Origin of the sequence: Pseudalkalibacillus sp. R45 (assembly GCF_052246725.1) — a bacterium.
Lineage (GTDB): Bacteria > Bacillota > Bacilli > Bacillales > Fictibacillaceae > Pseudalkalibacillus.
The window spans coordinates 64,810-83,026 of sequence record NZ_JBQQCL010000001.1 but is presented as its reverse complement, the minus strand read 5'-3'; the positions used below and the strand labels follow the sequence as shown (position 1 = coordinate 83,026).

Below are 18,217 nucleotides of genomic sequence, written 5' to 3'. Positions count from 1 at the left end.
CTTATCTGATCAACTCGTACCGATTGATTTAACCCAAGACTTGAAAGAATCCAATTGTTCAAGTATAACTTGATCCTCCACTTTTTCGAGAGTCGCTTCACCACATTCCTCCAGTAAGACCATCCAAATTTGTTGTCTACTATTCTTCTTGTCTTGCTTTATTCTCTCGAGCAATAACCCCGGTCGGTTCAAGGTAGGATGCCAATTCGCGTATCCTAATTGGCTGATCCAGTCATAAAATTTTCCGGACACGATCGAACGCTCCAATCGTTCTTCACTCAATTTGATTGCATAAAGCATCCCAATCATTACTGCTTCTCCATGAGAAATGCTTTGATACCTGCTTTCAGCTTCGATAGCATGCCCAAGTGTGTGCCCGAGATTCAGATATGCCCGGATTCCAGCTTCACGCTCGTCCAAACTTACGATTTCTGCCTTCAGTTCTATGGCACGCTTGATGACTTTTTCCAGTATGTCTTCTTTTACAGGTAGAGACTCAACTTTAGAAGATAGATATTCATAGAATTCTGCATCTCTAATAAGTCCCATCTTTATAATCTCAGCAAATCCGGATCGCCATTCCCTGACAGGCAATGTTTTAAGGAAATCGATGTCGAACAGGACCGCTTCGGGTTGATGGAATGCCCCGATCAGATTTTTACCTAGCGAATGATTGATCCCAACCTTTCCTCCTACACTGCTGTCATGAGCTAAAAGAGTTGTTGGGATTTGGATGAACCTGATGCCACGAAGATATGTGGCGGCTATGAAACCAGCAAGGTCGCCGACAACTCCACCTCCAAGAGCTATGATCAGAGATTTACGATCCAATTGACACCGCAGGGCATAGGTAAGGCCTTTTTCATATTCTCTCAAAGATTTACTTGATTCTCCTGCAGGGATGATCCATTCATTCACCTGATGGCCATCGAGTTCCTTCTTGACTAGTTTGAGATAAAGCGGTGCAACATTACTATCAGAAATGATCAAAATGCTGCTGCACTCAGGGACAGTTTCCTTGATAATCGTATTTAAATTTGAAATCATCCCTTTTCCGATAAAAACAGGGTATTGTTCGTTATCTGTTCTTACTTCAATGGTTTCCAATTTAAAACTCCTCTGACTGAATCAAATAATCCAAGTATTCCGTTTTTTAGCCACCCCTACAGAATCGATCCTTTTCGTAAATTCATCCATCATTCACTTTTTCCTATAAAAAAATGTTGCAACGGATTCAAGTCCATATTGATTCGGATTGAATATCTGTTCGGTGCTTCCAACAAACAAAATACCTCCAGGACGTAAAGCTTTACTGAACTTTTCGTAGAGCTGCTTTTTTGCATCCTCAGTAAAATAAATCATGACATTTCGACAAACGATAAGGTCGAAATTCGACTTGAATGGATCGGCAAGCATGTTATGTTTTTCGTAATGAATATTTTCTTTCAGTACATCACTTACCTTAAAACCAATTCCATCTTTTTCGAAATATTCCTTCTTCATTTTTTCAGGTACATCCTTCAAGCTTTTTTCGAGATAATAACCAAGTTTTGCACGCTTGATCGCTAATTCATCAATATCGGTAGCGAGGATAGAAAATTTCTCAGAAGAAATGCTCTCTCTTAATATCATAGCAAGAGTATAGGGTTCTTCTCCAGTAGAACATGCTGCACTCCAAACATTCAAGGAATCTTTCCCATTTAGTAACACAGGGATCCATTCTTTTTGAAGCACTTCCCATCTTGATGGATTTCTGAAAAACTCCGAAACGTTGATTGTCATCCTCTCAAGGAATTCCTTGAGCAGAATGTTATTCCTTGTCATTGCATCATAAAAATCAGAGAATGTGTCATAACCCTTCTTTTCCCTTAGAGCGATAAGGCGGCGTTTCATTTGCGCCTCTTTATAAAGGGTTAAATCAATTCCAGTCACCTGCTTGATTTGTGTTGAAAACTGTGAATAATCCTGATCCATTTTTTTCTTCTCCTCATTTGTGTTTTCTACTATATATATCGGTTAAAAAGCTGATTATTTATGAAAGAATGAGATAAAAAGAAATTTGAGGAAATAGAAATGGAGAGTACTTAAAATAGAGGACAACTGTTCCGTTATCGGCTACAAAAAGTGGTATTCCGGAAAATTAGAGGACATCTGTTCCGTTATCTGGGGTTTAGGAAGTGCTTTTTTATCATAATCAAGCTAATAAGGTCTTTGGTGTCCTCTATTTGTTTCAAACATGGCATTTTGGGGGAAATAGCGTCTCTGGTGTCCTCTAAAAGTTCAGAATGGTCAACTTTCCTCGTTGTTTACTTTGGCTCTTTTCTTAAAGATTGTTGCTTCGGGGTCATTTTTGTTATAAACCACCTTGTGCAAGTTGATTGGAGGAGAGCAAGGTGCGAGACTCCTCGAAAATGAAAATCGCATTTTCTTCGTGCGATGTAACGCTGCCGAAGCTTTCCTTGTCCTGCGGGATCAGCCGGACAGGTGAGACCAATCAATGTCGCAAAGCGACGAGTGGGCTCACAGCACGCCCCGCGGAAAGCGAGCATACTGAAGCGGAAATCAACGACTTTTAAAGAAAACTTGGCGAGACCAAGCCTTTTGTAGGTCGAGCCTTAGTTGCCCTTATACTGAAGAAAGTATTTTATACTTTCTTTAAGTGCAAAAGCAACAAAGTTTGCGAAAACAGCACTTACTTTAAACGAAGCCTAAGTAAAAACCAGCCGATTGGATTCGGCTGGTTCACAGTGTTGCTTATACCCACTTTGCAATTGACTTGTTGTAGTTCACCAATTCTTCTTCATTGAAGAACAAGTTGATTTCTCTTTCGGCACTTTCAGGAGAGTCAGATCCGTGAATGATATTCTGACCCACTTGGACAGCATAATCACCGCGGATTGTTCCAGGAGCCGCATCAGATGGATTTGTTTTCCCCATCATATTACGAGCTGTTGCAATTACATTTTCACCTTCCCAAACCATTGCAAAAACTGGTCCAGAAGTAATGAAATCTACAAGCTCACCGAAAAAAGGACGCTCTTTATGCTCACCGTAGTGATTCTGAGCTAATTCATCAGAAATCTGCATCAGCTTAGCACCAGCCAATTTAAATCCCTTTTTCTCGAATCGGCTTACGATTTCTCCGATAAGATTACGTTGAACGCCGTCAGGCTTTACCATCAAAAATGTTTTTTCCATTATCATTTACCCCTTACTTATGTATGATTTCGGACTTCCTTGGTTGTCCGAAATGATTTTATCAAATTTTAAGCGTTTTCACAACTTTTAATAGTTTCTGCGGCCGATATATTCAGCGATTTGTTTCAAAGACCGCTTGGCACGGTTATCTGGAAGCTCTTCTAGAGCACGGAAGGCTTTTTTTAAGTAACGATCGGAAATTTCCTTCGATTCTGCAATTGCCCCCATATCGTTAATTTCTCTAATCAATCCTTCCATCACACTTTGTGATATTGGTTGATTTTTAAATACGCTTTCCAGTCTCTCTTTGAAAGCAGGATCCTTCATTGCAAAAAATACAGGCAACGTTATGTTTCCTTGTTGCAGGTCACCTCCTGCAGGTTTACCAAGTTGTTTTTCAGTAGAAGTGAAATCCAAGATGTCATCCGTAATCTGGAAGGCCATCCCGACATAATAACCGAACTGCTTAAGTTGTCTCTGGACATGAGGATCGGTATCTCCTGCAAGAGCCCCTAATTCACAGCTGACAGAGATCAATAAAGCTGTCTTACGTTTGATCCTTCTGAAATAATCACGCAAATTCTGATTAAGGTCATACTGTTCCTTGATTTGTTCAATCTCTCCCAGGCACATTTCCATGATTGCTCCAGATAAAACCCTATGAGCCTCCAGGTTATTCAAGTAAGTAATATACTCTAGAGACCTAGCAAAGATATAGTCACCTGTATACATCGCTACACGGTTATCATATTGAGCTTTGATGGTGGATTTTCCACGTCGTAATGATGCATCATCAATGACATCATCGTGCACAAGCGAAGCCATATGGATGAGTTCTAACGCAACAGCCGCTTTTTTGACTCGATCCACATCGTATTTACCAAACTGCGCAGACAACAACACAAAAACAGGGCGGATCCTTTTTCCCCCTGCTTTCAATAATTGAATCGATGCATCTTGAAGAATCGAATGTTGTGCTTCAATGGTCTTCTCCAGGTCATTTTCAATTGTTGAGAGATCGTTACGCAAATGAGAATAGATTGTTGTTAATTTCATAACTTCACCTTAGCCCTGACGTTCTTGTGGATCAACGGGTTTATAACCAATATGGGTTGCTGCTACGCCACCTGAATATGGAATGACTTCCACGTTTTCGAAACCAGCCTCTTCGAAGAGTGCAGCTAATTCCTTTCTCCCTGGAAAGTCTTTAGCTGATTCTTGCAGCCAAGAATATTCTTGATAGCTTTTTGCAAAAATACGCCCCAATGCTGGCATGAGATAACGGAAATAGCCATAATAGAGCTGTCGGAAAACTGGTATAGTCGGTTGTGAAGTCTCAAGGCAAACAACTTTGCCGCCAGGTTTGACGACGCGCTGCATTTCCTTCAACACCTGTTTGAGATCAGGTACATTCCTCAACCCGAAACCGATGGTCACATAGTCGAATCCGTTATCATCGTAAGGCAGTTCCATGGCATTCCCGTGTTGCAGCTGAATATTTGCTAAACCTTCATCCTTTACCTTCTCTTCACCTACAGACAACATATTTTTACTGAAATCCAGTCCGTAAGCTTTTCCTTCCGGACCGATCACCTTCGCCATGGCAATCGTCCAATCACCTGTTCCACAGCAGACGTCCAATGTAGTTGAACCCTTTTGAACATCCATACGTCGCATGGTATCCCGACGCCATGCGACATGTCGCTGGAAACTGATGATCGAGTTCATTTTGTCGTAATGATTCGAAATGGATTCAAACACTTGGTGCACACGCTGTTCTTTCGTTTCTTGCTGCACATGATCACCCTTCTTCTGCATATTTCTTCATCCTGAAACCTGATTGCTTGATGTATTGTTCGATCCGTTTTTCTAACATTGAACTCATGACAGGTTCTTCAGCCCATAATTTTTCCAAACGAATCTTCGAATGAAGGATATAAGCATCAACCACTTCGAGGATTTGATTCTTCAAAGATAGCCAGCCGCCTTTTGATCGGTTCAATTGATTCATGATTTTCGCGACTAATGGAGTATAGGTGTTGTTCTGTATCCTCTTTCTTTCCACTAGCATCCGTTTCATGAACGTAAATTCGTCAGCTATGCCTTTCCATAATGGAAGGTGGAAGTGATCTGCAGTTTTCAACAATAGTGAGGATTCGATCCGATGGATGTTTTCCATTGAATTTTCGATAGATTGATTCTCGTTTTTATAGTATTGCATTTTATTTTCATTGATTTCTTGAATCGCTTGAGCAAGGGTCCGGATCATCGTCAAATCTTTTATTTCAGATAATAGATAATAGTACAGACTACTATAGTAATCCCCTGCTAAAACCGTCAATTGCCGGTTTTTCCTATCGTGATCCTCCGTCAACTCATGTGAGGAAATCTTCTCGTGCGTATCCAATGCGACCTGGACAAGCATGGAGGAAACGGCATAGTACTCCAGTTCTACATCACTCAACTCTTTTTCCTTGAGCATGATATATGTAAGGAGAAGCTTGTCCTCATCTATGACAGGTTGCTCGATGAAACGCATAAGATAAGGATGTTGTAATTTTTGGTTAATTTGTAGTAGCAGATCCGAAATCTTCCGACCTATGTCGTTGTTATTCATTGATTTTTTGCCCCCACCATTTCATGAATCTATGAAGAACAAAACGGATTCAAGAAATCGTCTTGTATTTACAGTATGTATGAAATCAACCAACTTGGTACTGCTTATTATATCATAAAACCCCTCGTATCATGCGGTCGTCTTTTAAGATGTGATGGTTAAGGGGCACTGAAATATGTTTTACCAATGGCTGACTGAGTGTCGGTGTTCTGAACAACTGAACACTGACACTCAACCCTATCGTTAACAGCCGATAATCAGTCTTGATCAGTATGCATCTCGCCATGTCTTGTCTGAATGACAGCTTTCCCTCTTACTTTTACGGCTGAAGTATGCTCAGTGAATTGTGCAATCATCACTTCATTCTTATCGAGCTTTTCTGAATGGTGGAAACGTGTATCCGAACCTCTCGTCAAACCGATTACGTTAACACCGTTCTCCTTTGCCTTGATCACGAAAAATTCGTTTTCTGATGTGGCCATAATACTTCCTCCTCGTTTATGACTTGATCAAGCCCATCACTTCAGCACGGGCAGCTTGGTCTTTTTCGAAAATTCCTCGCACTGCGGAAGTAATCGTTTGCGAACCTGGCTTCTTTACGCCCCGCATTGTCATGCACATATGCTCCGCTTCAATGACGACCATCACTCCATATGGGTGAAGTGAATTCAATAAAGAATCTGCAATCGTAGAGGTGATTCTTTCTTGAAGCTGTGGACGTCTTGTTACCGCTTCGACTGCTCTCGCCAATTTACTGAGCCCGGTCACTTTTCCACCCTTCGGAATATAGGCGACATGCGCTTTACCAAAGAAAGGTACGAGATGATGTTCACACATCGAGTAAAACGGGATATCCTTCACCAATACCAATTCCTCATGGTCTTCACCAAAAACCGTTTTGAAATGTTCCGCAGGATCTTGATTCAATCCCTGAAAAACTTCTTCATACATTCTTGCAACCCGTTTAGGTGTATCTAATAGCCCCTCACGTTCAGGGTCTTCACCTATCGCTTCAAGTATCATCTTAACAGCAGTTTCTATTTTTCCGTGATCCATTTCTAATCTCCTTCATTCAATACAGTATCAAACAGATAATAGCATAATCGCCTCTTAATAAGCAAAAAAGAAGAGCCGATGGAATCGACTCTCCTTTCACGCCCTATGTACGATTACTTTACAGCGTCTTTAAGGGCTTTACCTGGTTTGAATGCAGGTACCTTGCTAGCAGGGATTTCAATTTCATCTCCTGTTTGCGGGTTACGGCCTTTACGTGCAGCACGCTCACGTACTTCGAAGTTACCGAAACCGATGAGTTGAACCTTGTCCCCACCCTTTAGTGATTCTTCAATCGCTCCAAATACAGCATCAACTGTTTTAGAAACGTCTTTCTTAGAAAGTTGGGTTTGCTCAGATACTGAATTGATAAGATCTGTCTTGTTCACACGACTCACCTCCTCTCAAATGGTTATTGATTTTTCATTAATCGATTTTTAGTCATTATAACCAATTATTCAAAGAACTAACAGCGTGAATACGTTGACATGCCTTATATTAAACGAAAATGTTTAGGAATTCAATATTTTTTCTAGATATTTGTATAAATGTCTGTAATTTTCAAACATTTTCACATGATCATGTGGTCATTTTCGTAAAAAGGTGACAAAAAAGGGCTGACGCCGCTCCATATCAACGTGTTATAAAATCATAACATTTCATCTGGTAGTTGTACAAAGATTTTCTTTGAAACGGATCGTTTTCTGTCGATCCCATCCACTTTTACAGATTGCATGTTAGTTTTTATTGTTGATTTCTACGATTCACTCCCTTTCCACGGGCAACGAAAAGCGGAAGCGACCCGACTTGTCACACACACGATCAATTTGAATTCGAGCAAGTATTTTTCGACTTTAGCGGACACAGGAGACCTTATTTGTTCAATATCAACCGATTTTGAAGAATAGCGGACACCAGGGACATAATTTAATGTAAATTCATAAAAAGCAACTGTTATATCAACATATAGCGGCTCTGGTGTCCGTTATCCTCCTCCCTCCAAGGACTTGCCTGCTCGTTTTTCCCAGAGCAAATAAAAAAGACTCCTCTTAATGGAGTCTTTTTTATTATAGGATGATCGCAATCAGACCGCCTGAACCTTCGTTAATGATTCTTTCTAAGGTTTCTTTCAATTTGTATCTGGCGTTCTCTGGCATCAACGAGATTTTAGCCTGAATACCTTCCCTTACGATCGAGTTAAGTGATCGACCGAATATATCTGAGTTCCAGATTGATAATGGATCATCTTCAAAATCTTGCATCAAGTACCGAACCAGTTCTTCACTTTGTTTTTCTGTTCCGATGATCGGTGCGAATTCTGATTCTACATCGACTTTGATCATATGAATCGATGGTGCGACTGCTTTCAATCGGACACCGAACCTGGAGCCCTGGCGGATGATTTCGGGTTCATCTAAACTCATATCAGACAATGCCGGTGCTGCAATGCCATACCCTGTCTGTTTCACCATACGGAGGGCATCTGAGATTTGATCGTATTCAGACTTCGCGTGGGCGAATTCCTGCATCAGTTGGAGGAGGTGATCCTTACCTCTGATTTCGACCCCTACGACGTCTTTCAAGATTTGATCGTACAAGTCATCTGGAGCATATAGATCGATTTCGGCAATCCCTTGCCCCATCTCGATACCTGCGAGTCGTGCTTCATCAATGAATTCAAAATCAGTGAAATTACCGACAACCCGATCGACATCACGTAATCGTTTGATATCTTTCACTGTTTCGCGCACAGACTCTTCATAGCTGTGTCTTAACCAGTGCTCGTTGTTCAACACCATAACCCAGCTAGGAAGGTTGACATTGACCTCAAGTACCGGGAATTCGTAAAGGACTTCTCTTAATACGTTGTTTATATCATGTTCGGTCATACTCTCGACACTTAATGAAAGTACTGGAATATCATGTTCTTCAGCTAATTGCCTTCTTAACTTTTCCGTCTCAGGGTGATGTGGATGAACCGAATTGATAACCATGATGAATGGCTTTCCGACTTCTTTCAGCTCTTCAACGATTCGGTGCTCGGATTCAACATAATCGTAGCGTGGAATCTCACCGATGGAACCGTCCGTCGTTACAACCACACCGAGTGTCGAGTGTTCCTGGATGACTTTCCTCGTCCCGATCTCTGCTGCTTCATGAAACGGTATCGGCTCTTCATACCACGGTGTATGGATCATTCTAGGGCCATTTTCGTCCTCGTATCCTTTTGCGCTAGGAACTGCATAACCAACGCTATCAACTAGTCGTATGTTCACTTCCAAGCCTTCATCCACTTCAATTTTCACTGCATTGTTCGGGACGAATTTCGGCTCTGTCGTCATGATCGTTTTACCTGCTGCACTTTGAGGCAGTTCATCCTGTGCACGTGCTTTATCTGATTCGCTCTCAATGTTCGGCAGGACGACGAGTTCCATGAACTTTTTGATGAAAGTCGATTTACCGGTTCGAACAGCCCCCACTACACCCAAATAAATATCGCCGCCAGTCCGTTCTGCGATATCTTTGAAGATATCTACTTTTTCCATTAGTTCCCCTCCCCATTCCAGAGTAGTGTTTGGGTAGTTATAGACAATATATGTCTATGATGTTGTCCAATGAATATGACTGATTCTGCATTATTTTCAAAAATATCATTGCAAAAGATCAAAATTTATCTCTTACAAAGTCCTATAGGAAGAACATGCAGGAATACATATTCGCTATCAACTGCTCTCACCATTCTCGATGATACTTCCTGTTGAACCATTTGATATTTTTGACGCGCAAAAAAATCCCTCCCTTTCTACACTTTATTGGTAGAGAGGAGGGAACATACCTATTTTAATAAAAAAACAGGTTCATCATCTTCAACAGTATAAGGAACTGAAAAAGCAGGTACGAATGGAGAATCTTCAACAAGGATATCTCTGATGTCATCACCCTTCTTATAGTTATGCTCTTTCTTTTCAAGAGCCTGATAGAGATCCATCGAATAGTCAATATAGACATTATTCTTATTATCGACGATCAATGGAAGGTGATTTCCTGTAAATGGACTTTTGACTGTCGGTTGTTCTTTATAGCCTAATTCTTTATGTTTCAAAGTATATCTTTCGTTTGCGAGAACTTTATCATAAGGGGGATATTTATGCTTTTGGATATACAGTCTCAACTTCGTTTTATAATCTTTCACTTGTTCCACTGTTTCAAGGTCTACAAGTTTGACCTTAGGATCCTTTTCAACATCAAAAAGGACATATTGATAGACTCCTCCATTTTCATAAGAATTGCCTGGAGGTTCTTGGATGTAACGAGGAACTAGTTTCCCAAAATCAATAGGATATTTAACATATATAGGCGTACCTTGATCACGGTTTACGATGGGCAAGACGCCATTATCTTTACGGTATTCGATGACCGCATTTTGAACATTGTTCAATTGATCTTCATAAGGAACACGATTTTGCCCCAGCCTCTCTTCAGGATAAAGACACCCAGTAAGGAGAGTAAACACCAGGATCACAGACATCAATCGGATTAAAAGTTTCATTGTATCACCTATTTCACTGTGCTGTGGTATGTAAGCTTGTCCAAGATTAGTTTATGATCATACCGGGTACTGGACCGCTGAAGACTACCAGCAAGATCAGAATACCAGCAGTGACCATGCATACATACGCGAATAACGTGACGATGAATTTGAGTATTCCATTTAGTTTCGTACGACTCCATGTTATTGAAATGACGGCGAAAAACATCAAACCAATCGCGCCAAGTGCAATCCACATTTTCAATAAACCATCAGACATTTCCATACCTCCTTGATACCGGTATAATTATAGCACAATCTCATCTTTGTCCAAATGTAAATCTGATGAACATACAAAGGATTGCCATCAAAAATGGGGAAGAACTTCGCAAAAGCTAAAGTGAACAGTTATATGTACATTTCCCAGCTTTTCTTGAACGTTTGTTGATCTTGCACTTAAAGAAAGTATAAAATACTTTCTTCAGTATAAGGGCAACTAAGGCTCGACCTACAAAAGGCATGGTCTCGCCAAGTTTTCTTTAAAAGTCGTTGATTTCCGCTCCAGGATGCTCGCTTTCCGAGGGGCGTGCGGTGAGCCCGCAGGACAAGGAAAGCTTCGGCAGCGTTACATCGCACGAAGAAAATGCGATTTTCATTTTCGAGGAGTCTCGCACCTTGCTCTCCAATCAACTGCACAAGGTGAGTTTTAAAAATGACTCAAAAGCAACAATCTTTTAGAAAAGAGCCATAATTAAAATACAAATTAAAAGCTGAAGAAAAGGGCGCCCCTTTCTTCAGCAATGACTAAATAACTATTTCCCACTGCAGCTCAAACTGTCCATTCCATGCTAGTTTATGCAAGATTTATGGATACTGTATCGCTCAATCGCCTAATTTTCTAAACAATTATTTTTTGTTGAACATTTTCGCGATCGAGGTCATGTCCAGAGGGATATTATTATTAATGATCGCTTTCACAATCTGATCTTCTTTTTCCTTAGAAACTGGGACACCAGCCATACGAGAAACTTGTGAAATCAATTGTCTGATTGTTTTCTCATCACGTAAATTAGCACTTTGTACAGAATCTGCTAATTTGAAAATATCTTCTTTTTTTACACCTGTCTTTTTCTCAATGTCATCCATGAAATTTCTGTCCATCGAAGTCCTCCTCACACGTAACATTCATAATATCCTATGCGAGATGAAAGACTTCGTGAGTTCTATTCAGGATTTAATTTTCATCGAGTGTATATCGTTCTGAAATCAATGAGCTGAGATCCTCGACTTCATGGGTACGGCTTCGTCTCATCAAGGAATCCACCGCTTCCTTAGGTGTCTTGGAATCGAACAAGACCTGGTACAGCTCATTTGTAATCGGCATTTCAACGCCTTCCTTTTGCGCAAGCTGATAAGCCGCTTTCGTCGTTCTGACACCCTCGACGACCATTCCCATATTTTCAAGAACTTCCTCAAGCGAATTGCCTTTCCCAAGCAGATTTCCTGCCCGCCAGTTACGACTGTGTACACTGGTACATGTAACGACAAGATCTCCGATGCCAGAAAGCCCAGCAAACGTCAAAGGCTTTGCACCCATGAATGTACCAAGTCTGGCAATTTCCGCTAATCCTCTCGTCAACAAAGCAGCTTTGGCATTATCTCCATATCCGAGACCATCGGAAAGGCCAGCCCCCAGTGCAATGATGTTCTTCAGCGAACCACCTAGTTCGACACCTACGATATCTGGATTTGTATAGACACGGAAATTAGGATTGATGAACAAATCTTGAACTTCTTCCGCAGCTTCCTGATCCTTTGAAGAGACGGTGACTGTGGTCGGTTGTCTCAAGCTGACCTCTTCAGCGTGACTTGGGCCAGAAAGAACGACAACCGATTTTCTGAGCGTTTCTGGAATTTCGTCTTCGATCACTTCAGACACTCTGAATAATGTATCAGGTTCAATTCCTTTACTAGCATGAACAAGTGTAACTGGTTTCGTGAAGATTTCCTTCAATTGACCGAGAACTTCCCGGATTGCACTCGTCGGTGTAACAAGCAGTACTGTTTCGGTATCCTTTACAGCATCCTCTAGATCGTTTGTCGCTACTAAATTTTCAGGGAGCTTTATGTCCGGCAGGTATTTGCTGTTCGTATGCTTTTCATTGATTTCTTCCACTTGTTCAGATCTACGCGCCCAAATCCGAACATCATGATCATTATCAGCAAGTACCAACGCAAGGGCTGTCCCCCAGCTCCCCGCTCCAATAACAGCAACTTTCTTCATCAACTGGTCACTTCCTTCTTTTGTCCAAGTTTACTTTCTGTTCCTTTTACGAGACGTTGGATATTTTGTCTATGACGCCATAACGACAATAATCCGATTATGGTCGCCAATATTATATAGTTCGTATCATAGTCCCCGAATATCAAGGTAAGGACAGGTGTTAAAAACATGAAAATAAGTGAACCTAATGAAACATATCTAGTGATGGCAATCGTTAGTATAGCAACAATTCCAGAAATTAATGCTGGGACGAATACAAGTATCGCAAAGACACCAATTGTCGTCGCGACACCTTTACCGCCCTTGAAACCATAGTAGATCGGCCAATTATGCCCAATGATGGCAAATAAACCAGCAATAAAGGCAATCCATCCTTCGACACCGACAAGGTAACTTAATAAAACTGCGACGATTCCTTTTGAAGCATCCAGAAGCAGAACAGTAATGGCTGGACCCCAACCTAATAATCGCAATGTATTGGTAGCACCAGCATTCCCGCTCCCCTGGGTACGAATGTCGATTTTCTTGATTTTCTTTGCAATTAGATAACTGAAACTGATCGAGCCTATCAAATATCCAATAATACTGACTACGATAATGTTGACGAATTCCATACGTTCCTCCTATTCATTTTTTCTACGAGCAATGATACGAATTGGAGTTCCTTTGAATCCAAATGCTTCACGAATACGATTATCTATGAATCGTTTATAGGAAAAATGAAGCAGTTCCGGATCATTGACAAACAAAACGAAGGTAGGCGGTTTTGTCGCAACCTGGGTCACATAATTGATTTTAAGACGTCTTCCTTTGTCTGTAGGAGTCGGATTCATCATCACCGCATCCATCACAACATCGTTCAAGACGTTCGTCTTTACGCGCATTGCATGGTTTTCTGCAACGGTATTGATCATCGGCATGAGCGTATGAAGACGTTGTTTCGTCTGCGCAGACACGAATACAATCGGTGCATAATCAAGGAACAAGAAGTGATCTCTGATTTTTTGTTCGAATTCCCGCAGTGTCTTATCATCTTTTTCAATGGCATCCCATTTATTGACGACGATCACGACTGCACGTCCAGCTTCATGGGCGTACCCAGCAATTTTCTTGTCTTGTTCGATGATTCCTTCTTCTGCATTCAAAACGACGAGTACGACATCTGAACGGTCGATTGCTTTTAAAGCCCTTAATACACTATACTTTTCGGTGGACTCATATACTTTTCCTTTTTTTCGCATTCCGGCAGTATCGATGATCACATATTCTTGACCATCACGTGTGAACTTTGCATCGATTGCGTCCCTTGTCGTTCCCGCAATATCACTGACAATTGCACGTTCCTTCCCAACAATTGCATTGACTAAAGATGATTTCCCCACATTGGGGCGGCCGATCAATGAAAATTTGATAGTAGATTCATCATAATCATCAATTTCATCTTTCGGAAAATGTTTGATGACTTCATCAAGCATATCCCCTAAACCAAGACCATGAGCACCCGAGATCGGTACTGGTTCACCGAAACCAAGTGAGTAGAATTCATACACTTCACTCATGCGTTCTGGGTTATCGATTTTGTTTACCGCTAGGACGACAGGCTTTTTTGAGCGGAATAATATTTGTGCCACTTCTTCGTCAGCAGCGGTTATCCCTTCACGACCATTAACCATGAAAATGATGACATCTGCTTCATCAATTGCAATTTCCGCTTGCTGTCTCATTTGTTTCAATAACGGCTCATCACCAAGATCGATTCCCCCGGTATCAATGAGGTTGAACTCAGTATTTAACCATTCTGCAGAGCTGTAAATACGATCTCGTGTCACTCCAGGTTTATCTTCAACGATAGCTAAACGGTCTCCAATAATACGGTTGAATATCGTAGACTTTCCTACATTAGGTCTACCTACAACAGCTACGACCGGTTTTCGCATATAATCACTTCCTTTTCTGAGGTGCAGCAGTTTTGCAGCTGCACGTATATTCCGGTTTTGTATGTACGCGTGGTATATATACAAATGAACGCTTTGAATTTTAGCTTTTCGACAAAATCAGAACTCATTTATTTTAGCAAAAAACCGATAGAGCCACAACAAGAAGAAATATAAATAGCCTTATTGAATATTTTGTTTCACGTGCTTGACAGGCTTGTCAATTTTGATTCTCAACGTAGTCGCAAATAATTCATACATCGACCATAGATACACAATCATGCACGACAGACTGATAATATCGAGGAATAAGAAAGAACCGATCACATAATCCGGCGCGAAATCCTTGAATAGTATAATATAGGCGATTTCACCATGAGCATATCCTGATAAAAGCACTGGCAACCTGACATGAAAGTTTTTTGCCATGATCAAGACGAACAGTGATAGTGGAATAGCGATGAAAAAATTCAAATCAATGAAAATCCATACTGGGTCATAAACAACGATGAAGTGCATTCCTACATAAGATAAAGAAATGAGAAAACTCATGAAAATGGAATACCAAAGGTCCCGGAACTTTTGCATTCCCATGTATGCATAGCTTATCAGGATAATGATAACTAGTGATATATTGATAAGATGTCCGTCAAGGTCGAGCGTAATAGCTGAGCAATAAATCAAGGTTAAAAGCAATGCCGATAATACGACCCTTTGTTTCGTTTTTGCGAGAAAAAATGTGCTAATCGTCCAGCCAATCCAAGCGAACCAGTAAAATAATGTGCCTTCCATACAGAGATCCCCCACCTGAAATTCAATTCATATCTATTCAAAGTATGGAAAAAAGCTGGTGTTTCTAAACCCTTGCTCTTTGTGAATAGGATAAAGCAATTCCCGCAAAACTATCACTAAAGGAGTGATACAAGTGGGTAAAGATCGACAAGAGAGAAAGTTGAAGCAATCCAAACGTGTTGAATCGGATCGCGATCAGGCACTGCACCATGATGGAGCAGCAAGACTAGATACACCAGAAGAAGCAAGGGAAGATAACAGGAGATAATGATTGAATAAGGCATACGAGGTGTTTGAAAATTAGAGGACATCTGTTCCGTTATTTGTGACAAATTGGCAAGTTTTGAAAAATTAGAGGACATCTGTTCCGCTATTTGGGTAATATACGGTTGATTTCGATGGATTTACAGTAAATAAAGTCTTTGGTGTCCTCTAAATATTTGAATGACTTTACAAAAGTTGCAAGATGATCACACTAAAGATAAAAAAACTCCTATACCGGGAGTTTTTCTTAAGGCTGTTTTCGCAAACTTTGTTGCTCTTGCACTTAAAGAAAGATAAAATACTTTCTTCAGTATAAGGGCAGCTAAGGCTCGACCTACAAAAGGCTTGGTCTCGCCAAGTTTTCTTTAAAAGTCGTTGATTTCCGCTCCAGGATGCTCGCTTTCCGCGGGGCGAGCGGTGAGCCCACTCGTCGCCTTGCGACCTCAGGAGTCTCCTTTTCAAGGAAGCATTTGTGCTCCTGTGTCTACAAGAAAGTCCTGTCGAAGAGAGCTTCCTCGTCGCATGCCTTGCGAGGAGATTATTCAGGTAGTAGGCACGCTGATCCCGCAGGAGTCTCGCACCTTGCTCTACAATCAACTTGCACAAGGTGAGTTTTTAAAAATGACTCAAAAGCAACAATTTTTTAGAAAAGAGCCTTTGACAAAGAAAGCATAAAATACTTTCTTCAATATAAGCGCAACGAAAGCTCAGCCTGGGCCATAGCTTGGATTTGCCCAAGTTTTCTTAATCGAAGGGAGAGGGAGTAAGTGAAAGGGAAAGATAATGCATACTTTTGGATGACCGTTCCAGCATTGATACTTTTCTTCATCTTCCATACTTATCCGGCACTGCAAGGTATCTTCTATAGTTTTACGGATTGGAAAGGGTATGGTGACTGGAGTTTCGTCGGCCTTAAGAATTATTTCAATGTGTTTCAAGATGGTCGTGCTTGGAGTGCTTATTTGTTTACGTTCCAATTTGCAATCGTTTCTACGATACTCGTAAATGTTTTCAGTTTAGTAGTCGCCATAGGACTAAATGCCAAAATTAAGTTCCAAAAGACCTTACGGGCGATTTATTTCCTACCGAATATATTAAGCATTCTTATAGTAAGTTACATTTTTAATTTCATGTTTGCACATTTTATTCCACAGATAGCGGATTCGTTAGGTCTTACCGCATTATCTAAAAATATCCTGGGCGATCCGGATCTCGCCTGGTTCGGGATTGTCATCGTAGCCGTCTGGCAGGCGGTAGCATTCAATACGATCTTATACCTGGCTGGTCTTGCTACTATTCAAGATGATCTATATGAAGCGGCAAGCATTGACGGTGCAGGTGCATGGAAGAAATTCTGGAAGATTACATTTCCGATGATCGCTCCATTTTTCACCATTAACATGGTCCTTGCAATGAAAAACTTTCTAATGGTTTTTGATCATATCATCGCTTTGACTGGCGGTGGTCCAGGACAAGCCACTGAGTCTATTTCCCTCTTAATCTATCGTGGAGGATTCGAAGGCGGGGAATTTGCTTATCAATCTGCCAACGCAGTCATCTATTTCATTGTCATACTAATCGTTTCCATTGTCCAAATCCGTATCTTGCAACGAAGAGAGGTGCAAGCGTAATGCCGGGAAGAAAAGTGAATTGGATTGTCACAGCTTTATTGTTTCTAGGATCTTTATTGATTTTGTTTCCCTTATACTTAACAATTACCATTGCGCTCAAAACGCCTCAGGAGATGTCAGGGAACTTTTTAGCTTTACCGAAAGAATGGCGTTGGGAAAACTTTGTAGAAGCTATTGAAGTAACAAACTTTTTTAATGCTTTCTCAAACAGCTTTTTCATAACCGTTTCAGTTGTCTTGCTTACACTGATGACGAATTCCCTTGTGGCTTATGCAATTGCACGTAACATGCATAAACGATTCTATAAGATATTGTTTTATTATTTTGTGAGCGCCATGTTCATACCATTTCCAATCATCATGCTGCCGATTGTAAAACAGACAAGTACATGGGGGATGGATAATTTAACAGGATTGGTGTTTTTATACGTCGTTTATGGACTGGCTTTCAATGTGTTCATTTATGTAGGTTATATTAAATCGATTCCAATCGAATTAGAAGAAGCAGCAATCATTGATGGTGCTTCCCGGTGGCAGGTTTTTTGGAAGGTCATTTTTCCATTGTTGATGCCGATGAACGCAACAGTGGCAATCTTAACAACCTTATGGGCATGGAATGATTTCATGTTACCGTTGGTTATTTTAAGTGATTCGGATCTTGCTACATTACCACTTGTTCAATATATGTTCCAATCACAGTTCAGTACAGACTATAACCTTGCATTTGCATCTTATTTGATGGCACTTGCCCCTATGATCATTGTATATATCTTTGCTCAGAAATGGATCATCAGCGGGGTGGTTAAAGGTTCTATCAAATAGTTTGGCTGTTTTCGCAAACTTTGTTGCTCTTGCACTTAAAGAAAGTATAAAAACTTTCTTCAGTATAAGGGCAACTAAGGCTCGACCTACAAAA

General features: G+C 40.8%; 23 protein-coding genes. 5 read left to right on the top strand and 18 right to left on the bottom strand.

Going from position 1 to position 18,217, the window contains the following annotated elements:
* Nucleotides 1–9 precede the first annotated feature (9 nt).
* From aroB to ACTWQL_RS00355, 13 genes are all read right to left on the bottom strand, one after another.
* A complete protein-coding gene (aroB, locus tag ACTWQL_RS00415) occupies nucleotides 10–1,107 on the bottom strand; it encodes a 3-dehydroquinate synthase (RefSeq protein WP_443140476.1) in 1,098 nt (365 codons plus the stop codon).
* Between the two features lie 93 nt (nucleotides 1,108–1,200).
* On the bottom strand, nucleotides 1,201–1,974 hold the full coding sequence (locus ACTWQL_RS00410; protein WP_443140475.1) for a CheR family methyltransferase: 774 nt from the start codon (nucleotides 1,972–1,974) through the stop codon (nucleotides 1,201–1,203).
* 379 nt (nucleotides 1,975–2,353) lie between these two features.
* The gene (locus ACTWQL_RS00405) at nucleotides 2,354–2,494 is read right to left on the bottom strand and encodes a hypothetical protein (RefSeq protein WP_443140474.1); all 141 of its coding nucleotides are present in this window, start codon (nucleotides 2,492–2,494) and stop codon (nucleotides 2,354–2,356) included.
* Between the two features lie 260 nt (nucleotides 2,495–2,754).
* Nucleotides 2,755–3,198 carry a nucleoside-diphosphate kinase gene (gene ndk / locus ACTWQL_RS00400; protein ID WP_443140473.1) on the bottom strand — a complete coding sequence of 148 codons (444 nt, stop codon included), beginning with the start codon at nucleotides 3,196–3,198 and terminating at the stop codon, nucleotides 2,755–2,757.
* Between the two features lie 87 nt (nucleotides 3,199–3,285).
* Nucleotides 3,286–4,254 carry a heptaprenyl diphosphate synthase component II gene (gene hepT, locus ACTWQL_RS00395; protein ID WP_443140472.1) on the bottom strand — a complete coding sequence of 323 codons (969 nt, stop codon included), beginning with the start codon at nucleotides 4,252–4,254 and terminating at the stop codon, nucleotides 3,286–3,288.
* A gap of 9 nt (nucleotides 4,255–4,263) precedes the next feature.
* Entirely contained in the window at nucleotides 4,264–5,016 is a 753-nt protein-coding gene (gene menG / locus ACTWQL_RS00390; RefSeq protein WP_443140471.1) for a demethylmenaquinone methyltransferase, read from the bottom strand.
* The gene (locus ACTWQL_RS00385) at nucleotides 5,000–5,737 is read right to left on the bottom strand and encodes a heptaprenyl diphosphate synthase component 1 (protein ID WP_443140470.1); all 738 of its coding nucleotides are present in this window, start codon (nucleotides 5,735–5,737) and stop codon (nucleotides 5,000–5,002) included. The genes menG and ACTWQL_RS00385 overlap by 17 nt, the downstream gene beginning before the upstream one ends.
* 335 nt (nucleotides 5,738–6,072) lie before the next feature.
* Nucleotides 6,073–6,297 (bottom strand): trp RNA-binding attenuation protein MtrB, encoded by a 225-nt coding sequence (gene mtrB, locus ACTWQL_RS00380; RefSeq protein WP_226549510.1) that lies wholly within the window; start codon nucleotides 6,295–6,297, stop codon nucleotides 6,073–6,075.
* A gap of 16 nt (nucleotides 6,298–6,313) precedes the next feature.
* Nucleotides 6,314–6,871, bottom strand: a complete 558-nt coding sequence (folE, locus tag ACTWQL_RS00375) for a GTP cyclohydrolase I FolE (protein ID WP_443140469.1) — start codon at nucleotides 6,869–6,871, stop codon at nucleotides 6,314–6,316.
* Between the two features lie 113 nt (nucleotides 6,872–6,984).
* A complete protein-coding gene (locus tag ACTWQL_RS00370) occupies nucleotides 6,985–7,257 on the bottom strand; it encodes an HU family DNA-binding protein (protein WP_221565211.1) in 273 nt (90 codons plus the stop codon).
* A gap of 678 nt (nucleotides 7,258–7,935) precedes the next feature.
* On the bottom strand, nucleotides 7,936–9,414 hold the full coding sequence (gene spoIVA / locus ACTWQL_RS00365) for a stage IV sporulation protein A (protein WP_443140468.1): 1,479 nt from the start codon (nucleotides 9,412–9,414) through the stop codon (nucleotides 7,936–7,938).
* Nucleotides 9,415–9,704: 290 nt separating this feature from the next.
* A complete protein-coding gene (locus ACTWQL_RS00360) occupies nucleotides 9,705–10,406 on the bottom strand; it encodes a hypothetical protein (RefSeq protein WP_443141431.1) in 702 nt (233 codons plus the stop codon).
* 58 nt (nucleotides 10,407–10,464) lie between these two features.
* On the bottom strand, nucleotides 10,465–10,677 hold the full coding sequence (locus ACTWQL_RS00355; protein ID WP_443140467.1) for a DUF2768 domain-containing protein: 213 nt from the start codon (nucleotides 10,675–10,677) through the stop codon (nucleotides 10,465–10,467).
* Nucleotides 10,678–10,988: 311 nt separating this feature from the next.
* Here ACTWQL_RS00355 and ACTWQL_RS00350 point away from each other — a divergent pair, with 311 nt between their 5' ends.
* Nucleotides 10,989–11,135: a hypothetical protein gene (locus ACTWQL_RS00350; protein ID WP_443140466.1), complete on the top strand. Its 147-nt coding sequence runs from the start codon at nucleotides 10,989–10,991 to the stop codon at nucleotides 11,133–11,135.
* A gap of 168 nt (nucleotides 11,136–11,303) precedes the next feature.
* On the opposite strand, the gene ACTWQL_RS00345 is transcribed toward ACTWQL_RS00350, so the two are convergent.
* From ACTWQL_RS00345 to ACTWQL_RS00325, 5 genes are all read right to left on the bottom strand, one after another.
* A complete protein-coding gene (locus ACTWQL_RS00345) occupies nucleotides 11,304–11,558 on the bottom strand; it encodes a stage VI sporulation protein F (RefSeq protein ID WP_261129142.1) in 255 nt (84 codons plus the stop codon).
* A gap of 73 nt (nucleotides 11,559–11,631) precedes the next feature.
* On the bottom strand, nucleotides 11,632–12,681 hold the full coding sequence (locus ACTWQL_RS00340; RefSeq protein ID WP_443141430.1) for an NAD(P)H-dependent glycerol-3-phosphate dehydrogenase: 1,050 nt from the start codon (nucleotides 12,679–12,681) through the stop codon (nucleotides 11,632–11,634).
* On the bottom strand, nucleotides 12,681–13,295 hold the full coding sequence (plsY, locus tag ACTWQL_RS00335) for a glycerol-3-phosphate 1-O-acyltransferase PlsY (protein WP_443140465.1): 615 nt from the start codon (nucleotides 13,293–13,295) through the stop codon (nucleotides 12,681–12,683). The genes ACTWQL_RS00340 and plsY overlap by 1 nt, the downstream gene beginning before the upstream one ends.
* A gap of 9 nt (nucleotides 13,296–13,304) precedes the next feature.
* Nucleotides 13,305–14,618 carry a ribosome biogenesis GTPase Der gene (gene der, locus ACTWQL_RS00330; RefSeq protein WP_443140464.1) on the bottom strand — a complete coding sequence of 438 codons (1,314 nt, stop codon included), beginning with the start codon at nucleotides 14,616–14,618 and terminating at the stop codon, nucleotides 13,305–13,307.
* Nucleotides 14,619–14,798: 180 nt separating this feature from the next.
* Complete coding sequence (locus ACTWQL_RS00325; RefSeq protein ID WP_443140463.1) at nucleotides 14,799–15,407, bottom strand: YphA family membrane protein; 609 nt, start codon at nucleotides 15,405–15,407, stop codon at nucleotides 14,799–14,801.
* Nucleotides 15,408–15,540: 133 nt separating this feature from the next.
* Between ACTWQL_RS00325 and ACTWQL_RS00320 the strand changes: the two genes are divergently transcribed.
* From ACTWQL_RS00320 to ACTWQL_RS00305, 4 genes are all read left to right on the top strand, one after another.
* A complete protein-coding gene (locus ACTWQL_RS00320; protein WP_261129146.1) occupies nucleotides 15,541–15,675 on the top strand; it encodes a YpzI family protein in 135 nt (44 codons plus the stop codon).
* Between the two features lie 518 nt (nucleotides 15,676–16,193).
* Nucleotides 16,194–16,346 carry a hypothetical protein gene (locus ACTWQL_RS00315; RefSeq protein ID WP_443140462.1) on the top strand — a complete coding sequence of 51 codons (153 nt, stop codon included), beginning with the start codon at nucleotides 16,194–16,196 and terminating at the stop codon, nucleotides 16,344–16,346.
* Nucleotides 16,347–16,468: 122 nt separating this feature from the next.
* A complete protein-coding gene (locus ACTWQL_RS00310; RefSeq protein WP_443141429.1) occupies nucleotides 16,469–17,302 on the top strand; it encodes a carbohydrate ABC transporter permease in 834 nt (277 codons plus the stop codon).
* Complete coding sequence (locus tag ACTWQL_RS00305; protein WP_443140461.1) at nucleotides 17,302–18,123, top strand: carbohydrate ABC transporter permease; 822 nt, start codon at nucleotides 17,302–17,304, stop codon at nucleotides 18,121–18,123. Before ACTWQL_RS00310 ends, ACTWQL_RS00305 begins: the two co-directional genes overlap by 1 nt.
* Nucleotides 18,124–18,217: the final 94 nt, after the last annotated feature.